Source organism: Nocardia abscessus NBRC 100374, assembly GCF_000308455.1.
Taxonomy (GTDB): domain Bacteria; phylum Actinomycetota; class Actinomycetes; order Mycobacteriales; family Mycobacteriaceae; genus Nocardia; species Nocardia abscessus.
The window spans coordinates 21,211-41,189 of the sequence record NZ_BAFP01000109.1; the positions used below are offsets into that span (position 1 = coordinate 21,211).

20 protein-coding genes are annotated in these 19,979 nt (G+C 69.2%); 9 read left to right on the top strand and 11 right to left on the bottom strand.

Going from position 1 to position 19,979, the window contains the following annotated elements; translation table 11 throughout:
- Positions 1–390: 390 nt before the first annotated feature.
- From ON19_RS21905 to ON19_RS21930, 6 genes are all read right to left on the bottom strand, one after another.
- Positions 391–1,185: a 3-oxoacyl-ACP reductase gene (locus ON19_RS21905; RefSeq protein ID WP_372478680.1), complete on the bottom strand. Its 795-nt coding sequence runs from the start codon at positions 1,183–1,185 to the stop codon at positions 391–393.
- Positions 1,182–2,543 (bottom strand): aldehyde dehydrogenase family protein, encoded by a 1,362-nt coding sequence (locus ON19_RS21910; RefSeq protein WP_043696018.1) that lies wholly within the window; start codon positions 2,541–2,543, stop codon positions 1,182–1,184. Before ON19_RS21910 ends, ON19_RS21905 begins: the two co-directional genes overlap by 4 nt.
- Positions 2,540–3,286 (bottom strand): gamma-glutamyl-gamma-aminobutyrate hydrolase family protein, encoded by a 747-nt coding sequence (locus ON19_RS21915; protein ID WP_043696021.1) that lies wholly within the window; start codon positions 3,284–3,286, stop codon positions 2,540–2,542. The genes ON19_RS21910 and ON19_RS21915 overlap by 4 nt, the downstream gene beginning before the upstream one ends.
- Complete coding sequence (locus ON19_RS21920; RefSeq protein WP_083899538.1) at positions 3,267–4,631, bottom strand: glutamine synthetase family protein; 1,365 nt, start codon at positions 4,629–4,631, stop codon at positions 3,267–3,269. Before ON19_RS21920 ends, ON19_RS21915 begins: the two co-directional genes overlap by 20 nt.
- 129 nt (positions 4,632–4,760) lie before the next feature.
- A complete protein-coding gene (locus tag ON19_RS21925; RefSeq protein WP_083899539.1) occupies positions 4,761–6,143 on the bottom strand; it encodes a lipase family protein in 1,383 nt (460 codons plus the stop codon).
- Between the two features lie 166 nt (positions 6,144–6,309).
- Complete coding sequence (locus tag ON19_RS21930) at positions 6,310–7,449, bottom strand: esterase/lipase family protein (RefSeq protein ID WP_043696355.1); 1,140 nt, start codon at positions 7,447–7,449, stop codon at positions 6,310–6,312.
- Positions 7,450–7,723: 274 nt separating this feature from the next.
- On the opposite strand from ON19_RS21930, the gene ON19_RS39090 reads away from it, so the two are divergent.
- From ON19_RS39090 to ON19_RS21970, 8 genes are all read left to right on the top strand, one after another.
- Positions 7,724–8,986: a PucR family transcriptional regulator gene (locus tag ON19_RS39090; RefSeq protein ID WP_051169160.1), complete on the top strand. Its 1,263-nt coding sequence runs from the start codon at positions 7,724–7,726 to the stop codon at positions 8,984–8,986.
- 25 nt (positions 8,987–9,011) lie between these two features.
- Positions 9,012–9,710, top strand: a complete 699-nt coding sequence (locus ON19_RS21940; protein WP_043696028.1) for a class I SAM-dependent methyltransferase — start codon at positions 9,012–9,014, stop codon at positions 9,708–9,710.
- Positions 9,711–9,782: 72 nt separating this feature from the next.
- Positions 9,783–10,181 carry a TOBE domain-containing protein gene (locus ON19_RS21945; RefSeq protein ID WP_043696031.1) on the top strand — a complete coding sequence of 133 codons (399 nt, stop codon included), beginning with the start codon at positions 9,783–9,785 and terminating at the stop codon, positions 10,179–10,181.
- Positions 10,182–10,187: 6 nt separating this feature from the next.
- On the top strand, positions 10,188–10,964 hold the full coding sequence (gene modA / locus ON19_RS21950) for a molybdate ABC transporter substrate-binding protein (RefSeq protein WP_043696034.1): 777 nt from the start codon (positions 10,188–10,190) through the stop codon (positions 10,962–10,964).
- Positions 10,961–11,773, top strand: coding sequence for a molybdate ABC transporter permease subunit (gene modB, locus ON19_RS21955; RefSeq protein WP_083899540.1), 813 nt, complete (start codon positions 10,961–10,963; stop codon positions 11,771–11,773). The genes modA and modB overlap by 4 nt, the downstream gene beginning before the upstream one ends.
- Positions 11,770–12,819: an ABC transporter ATP-binding protein gene (locus tag ON19_RS21960; RefSeq protein WP_043696038.1), complete on the top strand. Its 1,050-nt coding sequence runs from the start codon at positions 11,770–11,772 to the stop codon at positions 12,817–12,819. The genes modB and ON19_RS21960 overlap by 4 nt, the downstream gene beginning before the upstream one ends.
- Before the next feature lie 84 nt (positions 12,820–12,903).
- The gene (locus tag ON19_RS21965; protein ID WP_043696041.1) at positions 12,904–14,073 is read left to right on the top strand and encodes a thiolase family protein; all 1,170 of its coding nucleotides are present in this window, start codon (positions 12,904–12,906) and stop codon (positions 14,071–14,073) included.
- Positions 14,070–14,810, top strand: coding sequence for an SDR family NAD(P)-dependent oxidoreductase (locus ON19_RS21970; protein ID WP_043696044.1), 741 nt, complete (start codon positions 14,070–14,072; stop codon positions 14,808–14,810). Before ON19_RS21965 ends, ON19_RS21970 begins: the two co-directional genes overlap by 4 nt.
- Positions 14,811–15,017: 207 nt before the next feature.
- On the opposite strand, the gene ON19_RS21975 is transcribed toward ON19_RS21970, so the two are convergent.
- From ON19_RS21975 to ON19_RS21985, 3 genes are all read right to left on the bottom strand, one after another.
- Positions 15,018–15,347, bottom strand: coding sequence for a transglycosylase family protein (locus ON19_RS21975; RefSeq protein WP_043696047.1), 330 nt, complete (start codon positions 15,345–15,347; stop codon positions 15,018–15,020).
- Positions 15,348–16,039: 692 nt separating this feature from the next.
- Complete coding sequence (locus ON19_RS21980; protein WP_043696050.1) at positions 16,040–16,504, bottom strand: YiiD C-terminal domain-containing protein; 465 nt, start codon at positions 16,502–16,504, stop codon at positions 16,040–16,042.
- 145 nt (positions 16,505–16,649) lie between these two features.
- Entirely contained in the window at positions 16,650–17,795 is a 1,146-nt protein-coding gene (locus tag ON19_RS21985; RefSeq protein ID WP_043696053.1) for an acyl-CoA dehydrogenase family protein, read from the bottom strand.
- A gap of 113 nt (positions 17,796–17,908) precedes the next feature.
- On the opposite strand from ON19_RS21985, the gene ON19_RS21990 reads away from it, so the two are divergent.
- Complete coding sequence (locus ON19_RS21990; RefSeq protein ID WP_043696364.1) at positions 17,909–18,580, top strand: TetR/AcrR family transcriptional regulator; 672 nt, start codon at positions 17,909–17,911, stop codon at positions 18,578–18,580.
- A gap of 23 nt (positions 18,581–18,603) precedes the next feature.
- On the opposite strand, the gene ON19_RS21995 is transcribed toward ON19_RS21990, so the two are convergent.
- Positions 18,604–19,170: a type 1 glutamine amidotransferase domain-containing protein gene (locus tag ON19_RS21995; protein WP_043696057.1), complete on the bottom strand. Its 567-nt coding sequence runs from the start codon at positions 19,168–19,170 to the stop codon at positions 18,604–18,606.
- A 60-nt stretch (positions 19,171–19,230) separates the two neighbouring features.
- On the bottom strand, positions 19,231–19,890 hold the full coding sequence (locus ON19_RS22000) for a MerR family transcriptional regulator (protein ID WP_043696060.1): 660 nt from the start codon (positions 19,888–19,890) through the stop codon (positions 19,231–19,233).
- Between the last annotated feature and the right edge of the window lie 89 nt (positions 19,891–19,979).

Genomic DNA, 19,979 nt, shown 5'->3' on the forward strand with positions numbered 1-19,979 from the left:
AACTCTCCGAAGTCCGGTCGGTCACGTGCACGTCCTCTCCAGCCCGTCCACGGACCTCGATTCGATCCACCTGCGATCCCTACAACCGCAGGTGTGGCACGAAACAGACCGATACCCGGAATTCCCGCGCAGCAAACAGTCACCGTCCCGGGGACTCGCGGATACGCCCGCCCTGACCTGCGCCTACCGACCAATTGTGAAGCCGGTCACACTACTCGGCGACGACTACCGCCTCCGCGAGCGAATACAGCCGCGTACCGGCGGGATTCGTAGCGCGACGCCCTCGGTCGATCGCACCCGCGCGCATGACGGCGATACCGGCCACGGACCGGAATCGTGGTGCGCGACATGGCGGCGCGCGGTGGGGAGCACCGGAATGGGCCCGCTGTCCTACAGGGGCGTCACGTACGCGCCCGCGATGCCCCCGTCGACCAGGAACTGCGACGCGGTGATGAACGAGGAATCGTCGCTGGCGAGGAACGCGACGGCGGCGGCGATCTCCTCCGGTTCGGCGAAGCGGCCGAGCGGCACGTGCACCAAGCGCCGCGCGGCGCGTTCCGGGTCCTTGGCGAACAGTTCCCGCAGCAGCGGCGTGTTCACCGGGCCGGGGCACAACGCGTTCACCCGGATGCCGTTGCGGGCGAATTGCACTCCGAGTTCCCGGCTCATCGCCAGCACGCCGCCCTTGGAGGCGGTGTAGGAGATCTGCGAGGTCGCCGCGCCCAGCACCGCGACGAACGAGGCGGTGTTGATCACCGAACCCTTGCCGCGCTCGAGCATGTGCCCGATGGCGTATTTGCTGCACAGGTACACCGAGGTCAGATTGACCTCCTGCACGCGCCGCCAGGCATCGATGCCGGTGGTCAGGATCGAATCATCCTCCGGCGGTGAGATGCCCGCATTGTTGAACGCGATGTCCAATCCGCCCCAGGTGTCGACCGCGGTCTGGAACAGCGCCTCGACCTGGGCTTCGTCGGTGACGTCCACCTGCACGTAGCGCCCGCCGACCTCCTTGGCGGCCGCCTCGCCGGTCTCGGCGTCGATGTCCGCGACCACCACCTTGGCCCCCTCCGCCGCGAAACGACGAACCGTGGCCAGACCGATACCGCTCCCGCCGCCGGTGACCACGGCGACCCGATCCTGTAAGCGCTGCAACGTATCTCCTGTCGGATGTGGTGGTGTCACTGGGTGGCGAGGAAGACGTTCTTGGTCTCGGTGAAGGCGAGCGCGGCGTCCGGTCCGAGTTCACGCCCCAGCCCGGACTGCTTGAAACCGCCGAACGGCGTCCAATACCGCACCGAAGAATGCGAGTTCACCGACAGATTGCCCGCCTCCACGCCGCGGGCCACGCGCAGCGCCCGGCCGACGTCCCTGGTCCAGATCGAGCCGGACAGACCGTAATTCGTGTCGTTGGCGATGCGCAGCGCGTCGGCCTCGTCGTCGAACGGCAGCACCGCGACCACCGGACCGAACACCTCCTCGGTGAGGACCCGCTCGGTGGGGCCGCCGGGCAGCACCACCGTCGGCGGGTACCAGAAGCCCGGTCCATCGGGCGCGCTGCCGGTGAACGCCACTTTCGTCGACGGCTGCACGAACTCGGCGACGCGCTCCCGGTGCGCGGCGGAGATGAGCGGCCCCATCTCGGTGGATTCGTCGGACGGGTCGCCGACTCGCACGCCGTGCACCGCGGGCTCGAGCAGTTCGAGGAATCGGTCGAAGACGCTGCGCTGCACCAGGATTCGCGATCGGGCACAGCAGTCCTGCCCGGCGTTGTCGAAGACGCCGTAGGGCGCGGTGGCCGCCGCCTGTTCCAGGTCGGCGTCGGCGAACACGATGTTCGCGCTCTTGCCGCCCAGTTCCAGCGTCACCCGCTTCACCTGGCGCGCGCAGCCCGCCATGATCTGCGTGCCCACCTCGGTGGAACCGGTGAACACCACCTTGCGCACGGCGGGATGGGTGACGAAGCGCTGCCCCACCACCGAACCCTTGCCGGGCAATACCTGGAACACGCCGTCGGGCAGGCCCGCAGCGAGCGCGAGCTCACCGAGCCGCAGCGCGGTCAGGGGCGTGACCTCGGCGGGCTTGAGCACCACCGTGTTGCCCGCGGCGAGCGCCGGTGCGAAGCCCCACGCCGCGATCGGCATCGGGAAGTTCCACGGCACGATCACCCCGACCACGCCGATCGGTTCGTGGAAGGTGATGTCGACCCCGCCCGCGACCGGGATCTGGTTGCCCAGCAGCCGCTCGGGCATGCCGGCCGCGTAATGCAGGACGTCGCGGACGTTGCCCGCCTCCCATCGTGCGTTGCCGATGGTGTGCCCGGCGTTGGCGACCTCGAGCCGGGCGAGGTGCTCCAGATCCGCGTCGACCGCTTCGGCGAACCGGCGCAGCAACCGGGCCCGATCACCCGGCGCCACCTCGCGCCACTCGTTGTACGCACGCTGCGCGCGGGCGATGGCCGCGTCGGTCTCCGCTTCTCCGACGAGCTCGACGGTCGTGACCACCTGCTCGGTCGCCGGGTTGACCACCTGCGCTGTCGTCACGAGTTCCGCTCCCTTCGATAGGTGTCGGCCGCCTCTACCAGCGCCCGGACCAACCGGCGATCGGCGGCGTCGGCCTCCGGATGCCATTGCACACCGACCAGGAACGAACCGTCGACGGACTCCGCGGCCTCGATCGTGCCGTCGGCGGCGTACGCGGTGACGGTCAGGACCTCGGCGAGCCGATCGATGGCCTGGTGATGGTGGCAGTGCACCTTCACCTCCGGACCGGCCAGTCGCGCGACCCGGCTGCCCGCGATCGTCAGCACCCGGGTGGCGCTGAATCCGCCCTCGACGCCGGAGTGCTCCTCGTGCCCGACGACGTCGGGCAGATGCGGGATCAACGTACCGCCGAGGGCCACGTTCGCCAGCTGAAGTCCGCGGCACACCGCGAAGATCGGCAGGCCCGCCGCCCTGGCCAGCTCGAACAGACCGAATTCCGATTCGTCGCGGTCCGGCCTGGTGTAGCCGGGCACCCCGGCCGAAGGGCCGCCGTAACGCAGGGGATCGATGTCCGCGCCGCCGGTCAGCACCAGCCCGTCGAGCCGCCGCACCAGCTCGGGACGCGCGACGCCCGCGGGCGGCAGCAACACCGGGATGCCGCCCGCGGCCGCCACCATGTCGACGTAGGCGTGCGGCAGGACCGCGCACGGCAGGTCCCAGGCGTTGAAGCGGGCCTGCTCCACATAGGTGGGCAGGCCGATCACGGGACGGGCTCCCGCGACCTCAGAGTCGTTCGAAACCACGGATACGCTCCCAGTCGGTGACCGCGGCGTCGTAGGCGTCCAGCTCGACCCGCGCCGCGTTGCGGTAGTGCTCCACTACATCATCACCGAAGGCCGCGCGGGCCACCGTGCTGCCCGCGAACAGCTGGGCGGCTTCCCGCAGCGTATGCGGCACCCGAGGACGCTCGGAGCGGTAGGCGTTGCCGTGGAATTCCGGCTCCAGCGGCAGCGCCCGATCGATCCCGTGCAGTCCCGCCGCGATCAGCGCGGCCACGGCGAGGTACGGATTCACGTCACCGCCGGGCACTCGGTTCTCGAAGCGCAGCGAATGGTCCTCGCCGACCACGCGGATGGCACAGGTCCGGTTGTCCCGGCCCCACGCGATCGCGGTCGGCGCGAAGCTGCCCGCGACGAACCGCTTGTAGGAGTTGATGTTCGGCGCCAGCAGATAGGTGAACTCGCGCAGGCAGTCCAGCTGGCCCGCGATGAAGTGCCGCATGAGCGCCGACATGCCGTCCGCCCCCTCGCCCGCGAAGACCGGCTCGCCCGCCTCGCTACGCAAACTCAGGTGGATGTGGCACGAATTGCCCTCGCGCTCATTGTATTTCGCCATGAACGTGAGGCTGCGCCCCTCCTGGGCCGCGATCTCCTTCGCGCCGGTCTTGTAGATGCTGTGGTTGTCGCAGGTGACCAGGGCTTCGTCGTACCGGAACGCGATCTCGTGCTGACCGGGGTTGCACTCGCCTTTGGCCGACTCGACGTACATCCCCGCGCCGTCCATCTCCTTGCGGATGCGGCGCAGCAACGGCTCGATCCGCCCGGTGCCGAGCATCGAGTAGTCGACGTTGTACTGGTTGGCCGGGGTCAGCCCCCGATATCCGGCGTTCCAGGCCGCCTCGTAGCTGTCGTCGAACACCAGGAACTCGAGTTCGGTCCCCACGAACGCGCGCAGGCCACGCTCGGTCAGCCGGTCGAGCTGTCTGCGCAGCACCTGGCGCGGCGAGACCGGCACCGCCCGGCCCTCCGGCACCACGTGCTCGATATCGCACAGCACCAGCGCCGTGCCCGGCCACCACGGCACCGTCCGCAAGGTGCGCAGATCCGGCCGCAGCACGAGGTCTCCGTACCCGGTCGCCCAGGAGGACAGGGCGTATCCGTCGACGGTCGTCATGTCCACGTCCACCGCGAGCAGGTATCCGCACGCCTCGGTGGCGTGCTCGACCACCTCGTCCAGGAAATATCGTGCCGCGCAGCGTTTCCCTTGCAGACGCCCCTGCATGTCGGTCATGGCGACCAGCACCGTATCGATCTCACCCGTGTCGACCCGGTCCCGCAATTGCGCCACACTCAGCATCCCGCTACGCATCCACGACCCCTCTCGGCACCAACCGTGCTCACGCTAGAGCAAAACGGACAGGTTCGTGACGGGACACACGAACTTCCGGGCGCCCGCGCGAGGGTGCGGGATCAACTGCCCCGGCGGTGAGCGCGCAGGTCAGGACAACGGATTGCGCAGCGCGGCGGAAAGGACCGACAGGGGGCGGGGGCGCGACAGCGCGGGCGGGCGCGGTGCGCGGATCGGCCGTCCGAGCCACATGCGGACGAGCAAGGCCGCGAAACGCAGGTGCCCGCTCAGCGCCGGACCGGCGAGGGCGAGCGACCAGCTGGTCCGGGTACCGGCCGCGGGCAGTTCGCGGCCCGCGAAGCGCCCCGCGAGCCAGTCGACCATGACCGGCAACGCGAGGAATTGCAGCAGCAGATGGGTGCTGAGCCGGTCGCGCAGATAGCGCACGTGCACGCCGGCCTCGACGTAGCGCGCGACGTGACCGTCCACGTCGGCGACCGCGATCACCTCGTCGTACACGCCTTGCAGCACGAGCATCGGCATCGCGGGCGCCTGGCGACCGGGGTGGATGTCTTCGAGGATCCGCTGTAATCCGTCCTGGGCGATCATGGCGGTGAGCCCCTCTCCGCAGTGCTTGTCGATATCGCGCCGGGCGAAGCGATACAGCAGGGGGAACGTCGCCGTGGTCTCGGTCTCGGCCAGCCAGCCGAGATACCGCGCGTCCAGGTGGGCGCGCAGCACGCGGTCCAGTTCCGGGTAGCCGCGGCGTAGCCCGGCGGTGAAGACGGCCGCGAACCCCGCGAACAGGGTTCCGTTGAGCCGGAGGAAGGCGGCGGCCGGGTCACCGACCGGCGACCCGGCGACCGCGCCGACGATGTTCAGCTCGGGCGCGTACTCCGCGGCCACCTCCGCGGCCCACGCGGTGGCCAATCCCCCGCCCGAATATCCCCAGAGCGCAACGGGTGTGGCGGGGTCCAGCCCGAGCGGGACGAAGGCGAGAGCGGCGCGAACCGCGTCCAGCGCGCGATATCCGGGCTCCCTGGCCACGCCGAACCGGCCCGCGGTTCCCCCGTGATCCGGCACCGACACCGCCCAACCCCGTGCGAGGGCGCTGGCGATCAGCGGTAGCTCGAGCTGGGGTATCGATCCCGCCGCTCGCGCCCCACGCCGGAGGGAGTAAGAGGGAGAACATTTCGACGCCACCGCGTCGATCGCGCACTGGAACGAGACCAGCGGGCGCGGCTCGGCGGGGTCCGCGCCCCACGGCAGCAGCACGGTGGTCACCGCGACCTCCGGCGCGCCGTGCAGATCACCGGTGCGATACAGCAACTGCCAGGCCGAAACGCGTTGGGTCACAATACCGAAGAAACCGATCTCCACCTTGCGCGTGCGGACGATCGCGCCAGGGCGCAAACGCTCGACCGCGGGCGGCGGGGCGTAGAACGGATCGTCTTCCGGCAACATCGGCCGATGCGAGAACGCCGCCGGGTCAGGCGGCACCGGGCCGCCGTCCCACTCGAGCTCCACACTCATCCGGTTCTCCCTTTCGACGGCACCGCCGGGATCACGAGCACCACCGCTGCGGTGACGGCGCGTGGTGCCCGTAATCCACCCAACCAATGTCGTGGCGGGAAAAGAATTGTCCCGGGAGCCAATCAGACGCTCACGAATTCTCGCCCCGATGCAGTGACAGCGTGGATCACAAGCTGCCGTTGCCGCCGATCATCCACGGATTGAAGGTGCATTCCAGCGACGGATGCGCGACCGGATCGAGCGCGTGCAGCACGATCGATGCCGCCCGTGGGGAATACATCATCGTCAGATGATCGGACATATCCTGCTCGCACCCTTCTTGCAGTGTGACGTTGTCCACCGTCGCGTCCGGACCCGCTTGCAGGAACGTCCATTGATAAGGGTTGGTGACCTCGTCGTGCCGGGAACCGATCGAGGTGTAGGCGACGCCGGGCACGGTGTCGCCCTGGGCGTTCAAACTGGCGTAGAACGGCGAGCCCACCGCCTGCTGGATATTCGCGATTCCGACCAGCGGCTCGTAGAAACCCAGAATATCGACGCCCAGGTTGTTGATGATCCGGCCCAGCGTCGCGATGCCCATCAGCGAGGTGCCGTGGTGGGTGGCGCCCAAACTCACCAGCCTGCCCACTTTGCTCTGCCCGCCTTCGAATTTCAGGTAATGGTTGGCGACCGTGCCGCCCTGGGAATGCCCGACGATATCGACGGCCTGTGCCCCGGTCGTGTCCAGCACCCGATCGATGAAGTCGCGCAATTGGGTTGCGGAATCCTCCATCCGGCCGACGCCGTAACGCCCGGGCAGGACCGGACCCAGCCCGCCGCCTTGCAGCAGGCCGGATCGCCCGAAGTTGAAGGCGAACACGCAGAATCCGGCGCGCGAGAGGCGCGGCGACAAGTAGGAGAAGGTGTCGTAGGCGTTCAACCAGGTGCCGTGCAGCAGCACCACCGGCCGCGGGTGTTCGGCAGTGGGAGTGCAGTTCCAGCGATTGGCGCCGGGTGGAGCGGAATCGGGATGGGTCAGGCCGTAGGCGAACGCGGCCAGGTACGCCGACATCTCCGGCCCCTCACCGGACGCATCGGAGGCGACGCTGGTCGCCCAGCCCGACGAGCTGCCGGTGTCCACGATCGCGCGCGGCTGCCTGCCGTCCGGCGCGGGCGTCAGTCCCGCGCTGATGTAGTCCGCGAGCGCCTGCTGCGTCGGTTCGATCTCTTCTCGCGCGTGCGCCACTCCGTCGCCGAGTGCGGCCGCCATTGTCACGCCCGCGATCACCGCCGCCCCGAGAATCGCCCGCCGAGCGTTGTGCATCATTGCCAACATCCAGTTCACTCCCATTCGCGCCGAACGAACGCGGCCCGGCGGTGAATCGAACGCCGCCGAATAATGTTTCCCACGCCACATTCGAAGTAGAGATGTGATCCGGGCCATATCGGTGAGCCGCTTTCCGAATGTAGGACGCACGCCCCGGCGATGTCACTGCACCCGGAGGAGAACATTCCAGCCGGAATATTGTTGTACGAGCCAAATTTCACGCGACGGCGCCCGCGACCTTGCCGCGGGTTCTGTGGTCGGAAACAATCGGCCCATGTCCGTCGTGTTGTCCCCGGTGGCCGGTGACGTCCCGCTCGTCACCCGGTTGCTCACCCGCTGGCCGCAGATCGCCGAGCGCATGCTCGCCGCGGGCCTCGGCACCACCCCACCGGCCGCCGATCTGCCGGAGGGGCATTTCACGGCCGAGGTGCTGCCCGCGATCTACGCGTGCGGCCGCGCGGTGCTGCAAGCGATCGGCGAACAGCGCAGCTTCACCAAGGCCGAGGTGGCGACTTTCGTCGCCCCGGTGGCCGAACGGCACGCCGAGGACCGGTTTCCGCTGCCCGTGCTGATCGAGGCGATCCACGGTTCCGCGCAGTCGGTGCTGCAGGAGGCGGCCGCACTGGCCTCCCGCGAGGAGCTCGACGATCTCGTCGTGATCGGCAGCCGCCTGCTCGATCTGCTGATGCAGATCAACATCACGGTGGTGGAGACCTACGCCGACGTCGAGCAGTCCATCTACAACGCCGAACGGGAGGCGCGCCGCGCACTGTGCTCGGCGCTGCTGCACGGGCTACCCACCTCCGAGCTGGCGGCGCGGGCGGACACCGCCCTGGCCGAGCACTACACGGTGCTCGCGATCCACATCCGGCACGACGACCAGCCCGGCACCGTCGCGACGCTCGTCGGGCGCCGCCGCATCCGCATCCTGCACCGCGCGCTGGATGCCCTGGCCGGCACGACGGCATTGGCCACCTTCGACGGCTGGACCGGAATCGCGTTGCTGCCCAGCGCATCCGACGCCGAACTGGACGACACCCGTTACGCCCGGCTGGCCACGGAACTGACCGAGCACTTCGGAGTTCCGGTTTACGTGGCCGAATATCCGTCCGTGCCGAGAGACGCCATACCGCACACCGCCGAAGAGGCCACCGACCTCGCCGACCTCGCGCGGCTGCTCGGCCGGCCCGCGGGCGTCTACCAACTCGACGACCTGCTGCTGGAGTACCAGCTCACCAGACCGGGCACCGCCCGCGCGCGGCTGGCCGAGCGCATCGCCCCGATCCTGGACAGCCCGCACCTACTCGAGGCGCTCGACGCGCATCTGCGGCACGGTTCCGATCGCAAGGCCGCGGCCGCCGAGATCCACGTGCACCCGAACACCTTCAGCTATCGCCTGCGCCGCGTCGCCGAACTCACCGGCGTCGACCCCACCGATCCGCACGACTCCCGGCTGCTGGCGGCCGCGCTGACGATTCAGCGCCTGTATCCGATCCGCTCCGGCCGAGCCCCGGGCGGAAACTCGCTCGCACCGTGAGCAGGTCCTGGTTACCGTCCGCCGCATGGAAGACGAGCACGATTCGGTGGACGCGAGCCGCTATCTGCTGACCGGTCGATCGCTGCGGGAGTACCGCGCCATGTTCGCGCTCGACGACGAGGACCTGCGTGGCGACATTCTCGACTGCCCCGGTGGCGCCGCGAGCTTCGCGGCGGAGACGGCCGAGCTCGGCGCGCGGGTGGTCGCGGTCGATCCGGTCTACCAGCTGCCCGCACCGGAGCTGACCGCACTCGCGTCGGCGGAACTCGACCGCAACGCGGCTCACACGACAGCCGCTGCCGACCGCTACGTATGGGACTTCTACGGCGATCCCGACGGCCATCGGCAGCTGCGACAGACCGCGGCGGGCCGGTTCGCCGAGGATCTGCGCGCCAACCCGCGGCGCTACCGCTACGGCGCGCTCCCCGCGCTCGACTTCCCTGATCGCGCGTTCGATCTGGTGCTGAGCTCGCATCTGCTGTTCACCTACGCCGACCGGTTGGATTTCGGCTTCCACCTGGCGGCGCTGCGCGAGCTGGCGCGCGTGAGCCGCGGTGAGGTTCGGGTGTTCCCGCTCGTCGATCATGCCGGCGGGCGCTTGGACGACCTCCTCGACCGCCTGCGGGGCGCTTTGCGGGACGAGGGGGTCCGATCGGACATCGCGGGCGTCGATTTCGAGTTCCAGCGCGGGGCGAGCTCCATGCTGCGCTTGACCGTGTCCTAGTGCACACCGTTCGGAAGCCGCGGCGGACGCGCCGAGCTTGCGCTCCGTAGATACGGAAATAAACTGCCTCTCATGTCGAATTTGCGGATCAGCGAGGCGGCCGCGCTGCTCGGGGTCAGTGACGACACCGTGCGGCGCTGGATCGATCAGGGCAAGCTGACCGCCCTCCAGCTCGACAGCGGGCGCAAGGGCGTCAGCGGCCGGGAACTCGCCGAGTTCCTCCGCGCCGGCGCCGACGCGCCGGAGCCCGGCGTCACCGTGGCGGCCTCGGCGCGCAATCGCCTGCGCGGCATCGTCACGCGGGTGGTGAAGGACACCGTGATGGCCCAAGTGGAGATGCAGGCGGGGCCGTTCCGCGTGGTATCGCTGCTGAGCCGGGAGTCGGTCGACGAGCTCGGGCTCGAGGTGGGCAGTGTCGCGGTGGCGTCGGTCAAATCGACACATGTCGTAGTCGAGATACCGGAGAGTTGACCAGAGATGATTCGATCGCTGCGCGTGGTGGCCGTTGCCGGAGTCACCGCGGTCGCGTTGACCGGATGCGGCTCCGCCGAGCCCGCACCGGCACAGTCGAACGGGATCGGCGGCACCGTGACGGTGTTCGCCGCGGCCTCGCTGACCGAGACGTTCACCGAGCTCGGCAAACGATTCGAGGCCGCACACCCGGGGGTGCGGGTGGTCTACAGCTTCGCAGCAAGTTCCGCGCTCGCCGAACAGATCGTCCAGGGCGCCCCCGCGGACGTCTTCGCCTCGGCCGCACCGAAGAACATGCAACAGCTCGTGGACAAGGGTGAGGTCTCCGCCGAGCCCGTCACCTTCGTGCGCAACCGGCTGGAGATCGCGGTGCCGAAGGGCAACCCCGCCGGTATCACCGGCCTGGCCGACTTCGGCAAGACCGAACCGAAGATCGCGCTGTGCGCCGAGCAGGTGCCGTGCGGAGCGGCGGCGAAGACCGTCTTCCAGGTGGCAGGCGTCGATCCGCGGCCGGACACCCGGGAGGCCGACGTGAAAGCGGTCCTGACCAAGGTGAAACTCGGCGAGGTCGACGCGGCCCTGGTCTATCGCACCGACGTGAAAGCGGGCGGCGCCCAGGTGCAGGGCATCACCTTCCCGGAAGCCGACAAGGCGGTCAACGACTACCCGGTCGCACCGCTGGCGCACGCGCCGAACGCCGCGGCGGCGGCCGCGTTCGTCGAGTTCGTGCGTTCCGAGCAGGCCCGCGCGGTGTTCGCGGAGGCGGGATTCGACCTCCCGTGATCCGCTCGGCACGGCGACGGACGTCCGCGGGACGACGACCGCTCGTCCTGGTGCTGCCCGCGGTCGCCGCGCTGGCGTTCCTGCTCGTGCCGCTGCTGGGATTGCTGGTGCGCGCACCGTGGCGGACGCTGCCCGAGCGGCTGGCGGCCGCCGAAGTCGGCCAGGCGCTGCGCCTTTCGCTGCTGTCCGCGAGCCTGGCGACGGTGATCTGCCTGGTGTTCGGGATTCCGCTGGCCTGGCTGCTGGCGCGCGGTGAGGTGCCCGGCAGCGGGGTGATCCGGGCGCTGGTCACCGTGCCGCTGGTCTTGCCGCCGGTAGTCGGCGGCGTCGCCCTGCTGCTGGTGCTCGGCAGGCGGGGGCTGGTCGGCCGGTATCTGTACGAATGGTTCGGGGTGTCGCTGCCTTTCACCACCGCGGGAGTCGTGGTCGCGGAAGCGTTCGTGGCGATGCCGTTCCTGGTGATCTCGGTGGAGGGCGCGCTGCGTGCGGCCGATCCGCGATTCGAGGAGGCGGCCGCGACGCTCGGCGCGTCCCGCTGGCTGGCCTTCCGGCGGGTCACGGTGCCGTCGGTGCTGCCGGGCATCGTCGCAGGCGCGGTGCTGTGCTGGGCGCGGGCGCTCGGCGAATTCGGCGCCACCATCACCTTCGCGGGCAACTTCCCCGGCAGGACCACCACGATGCCGTTGGCGGTCTATCTGGCACTGGAGATCGATCCGGACGACGCGATCGTGCTTAGCCTGGTGCTGCTGGGCGTCTCGGTGGCGGTGCTGGTCGGGCTGCGCGAGCGCTGGATCCGGGGTGTGCCGTGACCCTGGACGCGCACCTGCGGATCACCCGGGCGTCGTTCCGGCTCGACCTCTCCGTGACCGTCGCGCCGGGTGAGGTGGTCGCCCTGCTCGGCCCCAACGGCGCGGGCAAGACCACGGCGTTGCGAGCGCTGGCCGGGCTCACGCCGCTCACCGCGGGCTCGATCCGGCTCGACGGCGAGTCCTGGGACGCGCCGCCGAAGGTGTTCGTGCCCGCCGAGCGTCGGCGGATCGGCGTCGTCTTCCAGGACTACCTGCTGTTCGCCCACCTCAGCGCGCTGGAGAACGTCGCGTTCGGACTGCGCGCTCGCGGGCACGGCCGGGCGGCGGCTCGTGAACGCGCCGCGCACTGGCTGGAGCGCGTCGGCCTGGCGCCGCAGGCCGGCGTCAAGCCGCGCGCCCTGTCCGGCGGCCAGGCCCAGCGGGTGGCGCTGGCCAGGGCGCTCGCCACCGACCCGGCGCTGCTGCTGCTCGACGAACCGCTGGCCGCGCTGGACGCGAGCACGCGTCTTCGGGTCCGTTCGGATCTGGCCCACCATCTGGCCGACTATCCCGGGCACACCGTGCTCGTCACGCACGATGCGCTGGACGCGATGGTCCTGGCCGACCGCCTGGTGATCGTCGAGCACGGCGCCGTGGTGCAGCAGGGCCCGCCCGCCGAGGTCGCGCGACAGCCGCGCTCCGACTACGTCGCCAATCTGGTCGGGCTCAACCTCTATCGCGGGACGGCGCGCGGCACCGCCGTCGACCTCGCCGCCGAAGGGTCGTTCACGGTCGCCGAGCCGGGCGAGGGGCCGGTGCACGTCGCCTTCGCACCGACCGCGGTCGGTTTGCATCCGCAGCCGCCGTCGGGCAGCCCGCGCAACACCTGGCCGGTCACCGTGGCCGCGATCGAGCAGCACGCCCACACCATCCGGGTCCGGCTCGACGGCGGCCCGCCCGTGCTCGCCGACATCACCCCGGCCACCGTCGCCGAACTGCGCCTTCGGCCCGGCACGCGACTGTGGGCCGCGGTCAAAGCCACCGAAATCCACACCTACCCCGCGTGAGTCAGCCGACGGAATGGCCAGATGCGGCGAATTCGTGTTAACTTAATCGAGAATGGGAATTAACTTAGCTGATCGGAGATGGCTATGACGTCCGCCGTCATCGTCGATGTCGTCCGTACACCGTCCGGTAAGGGCAAGGCGGGCGGGGGCCTGTCCGAGGTGCATCCGGCCACCTTGCTGGCGGGCGTGCTCGCCGAACTCGTCGCCCGCAACGACCTCGATCCCGCGGTGGTGGACGACGTGATCGGCGGATGCGTCACGCAGAGCGGTGAGCAGGCGTTCAACATCAGCAGGACCGCCGCGCTGGCCGCGGGGTTCCCGGAGTCGGTGCCCGCCACCACGGTGGACCGGCAGTGCGGGTCCAGCCAGCAGGCCGCGCACTTCGCGGCGCAGGGCGTCATCGCGGGCGCCTATGACGTCGTGATCGCGTGCGGCGTCGAATCGATGAGCCGCGCCCCGATGTTCTCCAATGGCCAGGGCAAGGACGCCAACCGCGGCCCGCTCGCGCACCGGTACCCGGACGGCCTGGTGCAGCAGGGCATCGCGGCCGAGGTGATCAGCGCCCGGTGGAAGTTCGATCGCACCGCGCTCGACGAATTCGCCGCCCGCTCGCATCGCCTCGCCGCCCGGACCGCGGCGGCCGGCGGTTTCGACAACGAACTGCTCCCCGCGGGCACGCTGACGGCGGACGAGACCATCCGGCCCGCCACCACCGGCGAGAGCCTCGCCAAGCTGCGGCCCGCCTTCGTCGATGACCAGTACACGGCGCGTTTCCCCGAGATCGAGTGGTCGATCACACCGGGCAACTCCTCGCCGCTGACCGATGGGGCCTCCGCCGCGCTGATCATGAGCGAGGCGGCCGCGGCGAAGCTCGGCTTGCGTCCGCGCGCCCGATTCCACTCCTTCGCGGTGGTGGGCGACGACCCGCTGCTCATGCTCACGGCCGTCATCCCCGCCACCCGCAAGGCGCTGGACCGGGTGGGGCTGCGCATCGACGATATCGACGCCTACGAGGTGAACGAGGCGTTCGCGCCGGTGCCGCTGGTCTGGCAGCACGAGGTGAACGCCGATCCGGACCGGCTGAATCCGCGCGGCGGCGCGATCGCCCTCGGCCACCCACTGGGCGCCTCCGGCACCCGCATCCTGGCGACGCTGGTCAACCACCTGGAGCAGACCGGCGGCCGGTACGGCCTGCAGACGATGTGCGAGGCGGGTGGTCTGGCCAACGCGACGATCATCGAACGTCTCGGATGAGCACCCGCACCGCGCTGGTCACCGGCGGGTCACGGGGCATCGGCGCCGAGGTGGCGCGCCGCCTGGCAGGCGAGGGCTATCACCTGACTCTCGCCGCGCGCACGGCCGAGACCCTCGAGGAGACCGCGGCCCGCCTGCGCGGCGAGACAGGGGCCGAAGTGCATCCGGTGGTCGCGCAGATGAACGACCTCGACCAGGTGCGCGCCTTGGTGCGGGCACACGAGGAACGCTTCGGCGGAATGAACGCGCTGGTGCTGAGTGCGGGCACCGGCACGGCCGGGAATGTGGCGGATCTGGCCGCGAAGGCCTACGAGCGCATGCTGGACGTGAACTTCCGCGCGCCGCTCACGCTGATCCAGGCGGCGCTTCCGCTGCTGCGCAAGAGCGCGGAGACCGACTGGGAGCGGGGCGCGAAGATCATCGCGCTCGCGTCGATCACCGGCGTCGCCGGAGAGGCGGGCCTCGCCGCCTACGGCGCCACCAAAGCGGCGCTGATCTCGCTGTGCGAGACCGTCTCCCTCGAGGAGTCCGGCAACGGTGTGAGTGCGACCGCGGTGTCCCCCGGCTACGTCGACACGGACATGACCGCCTGGAAACGCGACGTTCTCGACCGGTCCGCCATGCTCACCCCCGGCGATGTCGCCGGGATGGTCCTGGCGATCACCCGGTTGTCCCGCAACGCGGTGGTGCCGAACATCGTGCTGTCGCGAGCAGGCGACCAGCTGTGGCGTGCCTGAACACCGTTACCGGGCAGCGATCGATGTGGCGGTTCGGTCTCGACAGAGCGCGCCGAATCGTCATCCGGTGAATCCCGATTCGGTTCGATCAATTCGATTCCGAATTGTCTAATTCATCGCGCTGAGCACCGACATCAAGTGTTCGGTATTACAGCTGAAAAATAGCCCGGCGCCTACCGCGCAAATGCGGTAGGCGCCGGTTGCGCATCAGAGGTAGGCGCCGCACACGGGCCAGGCGCCCGGACCCTGGGTCGCGAGCACGTTCTCGGCGACGCGGATCTGCTCCTCGCGGCTGGCGTTGGAGGGGCTGCCGGTGCCGCCGTTGGCCTCCCAGGTGCTCTGGGTGAACTGCAGGCCGCCCGAGAAGCCGTTGCCGGTTTCGGTGGACCAGTTGCCACTGCTCTCGCACTGCGCGACGGCGTCCCAGTTGTGGGCCGATGCGGTGGCGGTGGTGAGACCGAACGGCACGGCGACGAAGGCGCCGATGGCCGCGGTGAAGCCGAGAACACGAGTGGTGAATTTACGGTTATGCGACATGAGATTTCCCGCCTGCGCCCACCGGCTCGGCAATTGTTCGCCGCGCCCCTGTCCCCAGGAAGGTTGTGGACACTCGAACCGCGGGACAGGGTTTCCGGCGTTCTGCGATTCGAGCTCGATCTCGGTGTTGCCCCGAGCCGTGACCGACGTTAGCGGAGATATCGCGGCAGATCACGTTCGAATAACGTGCGAATAGGTTTGACCCTTGGTCGAGACTCGGGATCATTCCCCCAGGTCGATCGGCGGAAAATCGGCCATACCGTACGGCTGTAATGCGTCCGTTATGTGTTCGAGATCACTGTTTGATAGTGAAACGAGTCGCATTTTCCCAGGTGAACGACTTGCGGTAGTAGACAGACGACCGGCCCGGCGCGCCGCGAACGCGGCCCAGCGACCGACTCGTTACCTTTCGTACCGAAGGACCGGCCGTCTTGCGCCGGGCGCGATGACGGCCCGGCACGGAACCGATCCGTGACCTCGGGGCGAACCTCGGCGCATGCCGCCGCGAGATCGCCGACGAAGGCGGCGGTCGCACGCCGGCGCGGCGAAACCGGCGCGGACCAGGCACGACAGCCGCCGGCTCGCGGGAACGAGATCCCCCTCGGCCCCGCTGCGCCGAGCGAGGAACGCACCGACGGCCGCCGCCGACGAAAGACGGCGGCCGCAGCCATTGCCGCAGGTAACGACTCGGGCTACTTCCCGTGCGCCCGCAGCTGGTAGAGCCCCTCGGTCTCCGCGACGACCACGCCCGCGGTGTCGGTGACCACGGCCCGCAAGGTGAAGTCGGATTTGCCGTTCGCCGCCGCCTCCGCGGTGATGCGCGCGATCTCCTCCTCCGACAGCGTCGCCTCCGCCCGCACGTCGGTCTTGGCCGGCTTGCGGAAGAAGATCCGCAGGTCCTTCACCAGCGGATAGAACGCCGAGTTGTCGAAGGTCGCCACCGCGATCGCGCCACCGAGGATCTCGGCCACGGTGAACAGGACGCCGGCGTACATCACGCAGAAGTGGTTGCCGTTGCCCTCAGCGGGTACCGAGGTCGCCGCGAAACCGCGCCGGACCTCCACCGCCTGAACACCCATCTTGTGCGCGATCGGGATGGTGAATTCCAATGCCCCGTTGACGATGTCCTTGAACGGAGGAGTTTCGACGTCGCTCATCGCAATCGTCCCTTCACGCCGGAGGTGGCCAGCACCTCGTTGTCTCTGCCACGGCCACCTCGGTGGACCTCACCGAAGCGTAGGCCCTCGGATTCACAGACCGACAGGGTGTTGGCAGTTTGCCAACACCGTCGGCCGCGGGCGCTCAGAGGCTTCGGGCGATGATCTCCTTCATGATCTCGTTGGTGCCGCCGTAGATCTTCTGCACCCGGTTGTCGGTCCACATCCGCGAGATCGGATATTCGCTCATGTAGCCGTATCCGCCGTGCAGCTGCAGGCATTCGTCGGCCACGGACGCGGCACGGTCGGTGGTCCACCACTTGGCCATGGCGACGGTCGGGATGTCCAGATCGCCGCGCAGATGCCGCACGATGCAGTCGTCCAGGAAGACCCGGGCCACCCTGGCCTCGGTGGCCACCTCGGCGAGCTTGAACTTGGTGTTCTGGAACGCGAACACCGGCTTGCCGAAGGCATGGCGCTCCTTGGTGTAGCGCAGCGTCACCTCGAGCGCGGCCTCCATCGCGGCCACCGATCCCACGGCGATGATCAGCCGCTCCTGCGGGAGCTGCTGCATCAGCTGGATGAAACCCTGCCCCTCCCGCGTGCCGAGCAGGTTCGCCACCGGGACCCGCACGTCCTCGAAGAACAGCTCGGAAGTGTCCTGCCCCTTCTGGCCGACCTTGTCCAGCACGCGGCCGCGCCGGAAGCCGGGCCGGTCGGCTTCGACCAGGATCAGCGAGATGCCGCCGGCGCCCGCGCTGGTGTCGGTCTTGGCGACGACGATGATGAGATCGGCCTGGCTGCCGTTGGTGATGAAGGTCTTCGAGCCGTTCACCACGTACTCGTCGCCGTCGCGGATCGCCTTGGTCTTGACGTTCTGCAGGTCAGACCCGGTGCCGGGCTCGGTCATGGCGATCGCGCCGACGACCTCACCGCTGGCCATCTTCGGCAGCCACTGCCGCTTCTGCTCCTCGGTGCCGTAGTGCAGCAGGTAGTGCGCGACGATGCCGCTGTGCAGGGTGGCGCCCCATGAGGTGTCGAACGCCTTGGCCTGTTCCTCGATGAGCACGGCCTCGTGCGCGAAGGTGCCGCCGCCACCGCCGTACTCCTCCGGGATCGACACGCACAGCAGGCCGAGCGCGCCGGCCTTCGTCCAGAAGTCGCGGTCGACGTGGTGCTGCTCGATGAACTTGTCGATGTTCGGCGTCAACTCCTTCGCGAAGAACGAGCGGGCGAGCTCGCGCAGGGCGTCCAGGTCGTCATCGAGCCAGGCGGACCGGTAGGTCGTCATCGGGGTTTTCCTCGCGAAAGTCTGATACCGACAGTTACGGGTACAGTGTGTACCAACGGCCCGCCGGGTACAAGGTGTACCACTGGACTCCCCGGACCGATACGCTGAGCACCGTGGCACGACAACCCTGGGTGGACACCGCCGACGCGCGGCGCTCCACCAGCACGAGGCCCGGCCGCGACGAGCGCCGCCGAGCCATCGTGCAAGCCGCGATCGCGGCGATCGAGGAGGACGGCCCGCACGCGCTGACCGGCCGGATCGCCGACCGCGCCGGATTGGCCAGAACCCACGTCTACCGGCACTTCGCCAGCAAGGAAGAGCTGGACCTGGCGGTGGCCCGCCACGCACACCACGATCTGACCGAGCGGATCCGCGCGCAATTGGCCGTGCACGGCACCCCGCTGGACATCATTCGAGCGCCCTTGGCCCAGCACGTCCGCTGGGCCGCCGAGCATCCCAATCTCTATCGCTTCCTGGTCGGACGCGACTACCGGCGCGGCCGCAACGAGCCGCGCGTCGGCGGGAGCGCCTTCGCCGCCGAGATCTCCGCGGCCGCGGCTGGCTACCTGCCGGAATTCGGGGCCGACCCGCTGGCCGCGGATCGCGTGGTGGTCGCGCTCCTGGGCCTGGTCGACGCTTCGGTGCGGTGGTGGCTGGCGCACCACGACACCACCGAGGCCGCCCTCGTCGATCGCCTCGCCACCGAGTGCTGGCTGATCATCGACAACCGGCTGCGCGATCTCGGCATCGCGATCGACCCACGAAAACCATTGCCGGGCAACTGATCAGCACCTCCGGCGCCGACGCCTCAGCGCGCGGCGGGAACGACTTCCCGCGTGATGGCGTGCACGAAATCGGGAAGATCACCGGGGTTGCGCGAGGTGAGCAGTGTCCACCCGTCCTCGGTGGAGCGGACCGCCGGTTCGTCGACCCACGCGCCGCCGGCATTGTCGATGTCGATCCGGAGCGAGAAGTACGAGGTCAGCGTCTTACCCGACACCAGCTCGGCATTCACCAGCAGCCAGGGGCCGTGGCAGATCGCGGCGATCGGCTTGCCCGCGCCCGCGAATTCCCGGGCCAGTTCGATCGCCCGGTCGGTGACCCGCAACTTGTCGGCGTTCACCGTGCCGCCGGGCACCACGAGCACGTCGAAGTCGTCCACGGAGACCTCGTGCAGTGACGTATCCGGTTGTACGACCGCGTCTTTGTCCGTGTCGTGCCGGAAGGTCTGCACCTCTTCGCGCTTCGGCGCGGCATGGGTGACCCGGGCGCCCCGTTTACGCAGTTCGTCGCGCGGCACCAGCAGTTCGTCCCGCTCCACCCCGGTGTTCGAGGTGATGATCAGGACCCGCGTCCCATCCAGCTGATCGGTCATGAGCGACTCTCCTTTCGCCTCGGGTTGGTCCTGTTTTCGGCATGCCGCGCGCGGGCCGGACTAAACCTCGCCGGGGCGACGATCCGCGGCCTCGTCCGGCGGCAACAGCGTGCTGGAGAGATGCTCCTGCGCCAAACGGCGCAGTGCGGCGAGCAGGGTATCGCCCAGAATCGTTCCCACGATGGCGGTTTCGGTCATCCGTTCCACGCCGGGCTCGGTGCGCACCAAGGCGATATCGGTGGCCGCGATGGCTTCGCTGGCGGCCGCGTAGTCGTCCATCGCGCCGACCACGTCGCCGTGGCCGAGCAGGCGCAGCGCGGCGCAGACGTCGACGAGGGTGCCACGCGCCGGGCTTTCGTCGTGGATCCGCCAGCCGCGCCGGTCCAGCAGTGCCGCGACGTCCTCGGCGGCGGCCTCCCGCTGTTCGCCGCCCACCTGTGACCGGCGCCCACCCAGCGCATACTGCACATGACCGAGCGAATCCCGCGCGGACAGGCTGCCGCTGTCGAGCGCGGCGAGCAGATCCTTGGCCGCTTCGATGGACACGCCGCCGATGTCCACCAGCGCCCGGATCAGCCGCAGTCTGCTGACGTGGGCATCGCTGTATTCGGCCTGGTTGCGATGGGTTCGCACGCCGGAAGGCAGTAATCCCTCCCGCACGTAGTACTTGATCGTCGCGGCGGGGACGCCGCTGGCGCGGCTGAGTTCGGCGATCCGCATCGGACTCCTCGGGCTCGGACGGCACCTTGACAGTGGATAGTACGACTATCCATAATTTGAGTAGATAGTACAACTATCGATACTTCCAG

Bases quoted from the DNA above. Each gene is read 5' to 3' on its own strand.
- ON19_RS21940 (WP_043696028.1), top strand. From the start codon at position 9,012: ATGGAAGACGAGCACGATTCGGTGGACGCGAGCCGCTATCTGCTGACC.
- ON19_RS21920 (WP_083899538.1), bottom strand. From the start codon at position 4,631: ATGCGTAGCGGGATGCTGAGTGTGGCGCAATTGCGGGACCGGGTCGAC.
- ON19_RS21970 (WP_043696044.1), top strand. From the start codon at position 14,070: ATGAGCACCCGCACCGCGCTGGTCACCGGCGGGTCACGGGGCATCGGC.
- ON19_RS21965 (WP_043696041.1), top strand. From the start codon at position 12,904: ATGACGTCCGCCGTCATCGTCGATGTCGTCCGTACACCGTCCGGTAAG.
- ON19_RS21995 (WP_043696057.1), bottom strand. From the start codon at position 19,170: ATGACCGATCAGCTGGATGGGACGCGGGTCCTGATCATCACCTCGAAC.
- ON19_RS21975 (WP_043696047.1), bottom strand. From the start codon at position 15,347: ATGTCGCATAACCGTAAATTCACCACTCGTGTTCTCGGCTTCACCGCG.
- ON19_RS21925 (WP_083899539.1), bottom strand. From the start codon at position 6,143: ATGAGTGTGGAGCTCGAGTGGGACGGCGGCCCGGTGCCGCCTGACCCG.
- ON19_RS21945 (WP_043696031.1), top strand. From the start codon at position 9,783: ATGTCGAATTTGCGGATCAGCGAGGCGGCCGCGCTGCTCGGGGTCAGT.
- ON19_RS22000 (WP_043696060.1), bottom strand. From the start codon at position 19,890: ATGCGGATCGCCGAACTCAGCCGCGCCAGCGGCGTCCCCGCCGCGACG.
- ON19_RS21980 (WP_043696050.1), bottom strand. From the start codon at position 16,504: ATGAGCGACGTCGAAACTCCTCCGTTCAAGGACATCGTCAACGGGGCA.
- ON19_RS39090 (WP_051169160.1), top strand. From the start codon at position 7,724: ATGTCCGTCGTGTTGTCCCCGGTGGCCGGTGACGTCCCGCTCGTCACC.
- modA (WP_043696034.1), top strand. From the start codon at position 10,188: ATGATTCGATCGCTGCGCGTGGTGGCCGTTGCCGGAGTCACCGCGGTC.
- ON19_RS21930 (WP_043696355.1), bottom strand. From the start codon at position 7,449: ATGATGCACAACGCTCGGCGGGCGATTCTCGGGGCGGCGGTGATCGCG.
- ON19_RS21985 (WP_043696053.1), bottom strand. From the start codon at position 17,795: ATGACGACCTACCGGTCCGCCTGGCTCGATGACGACCTGGACGCCCTG.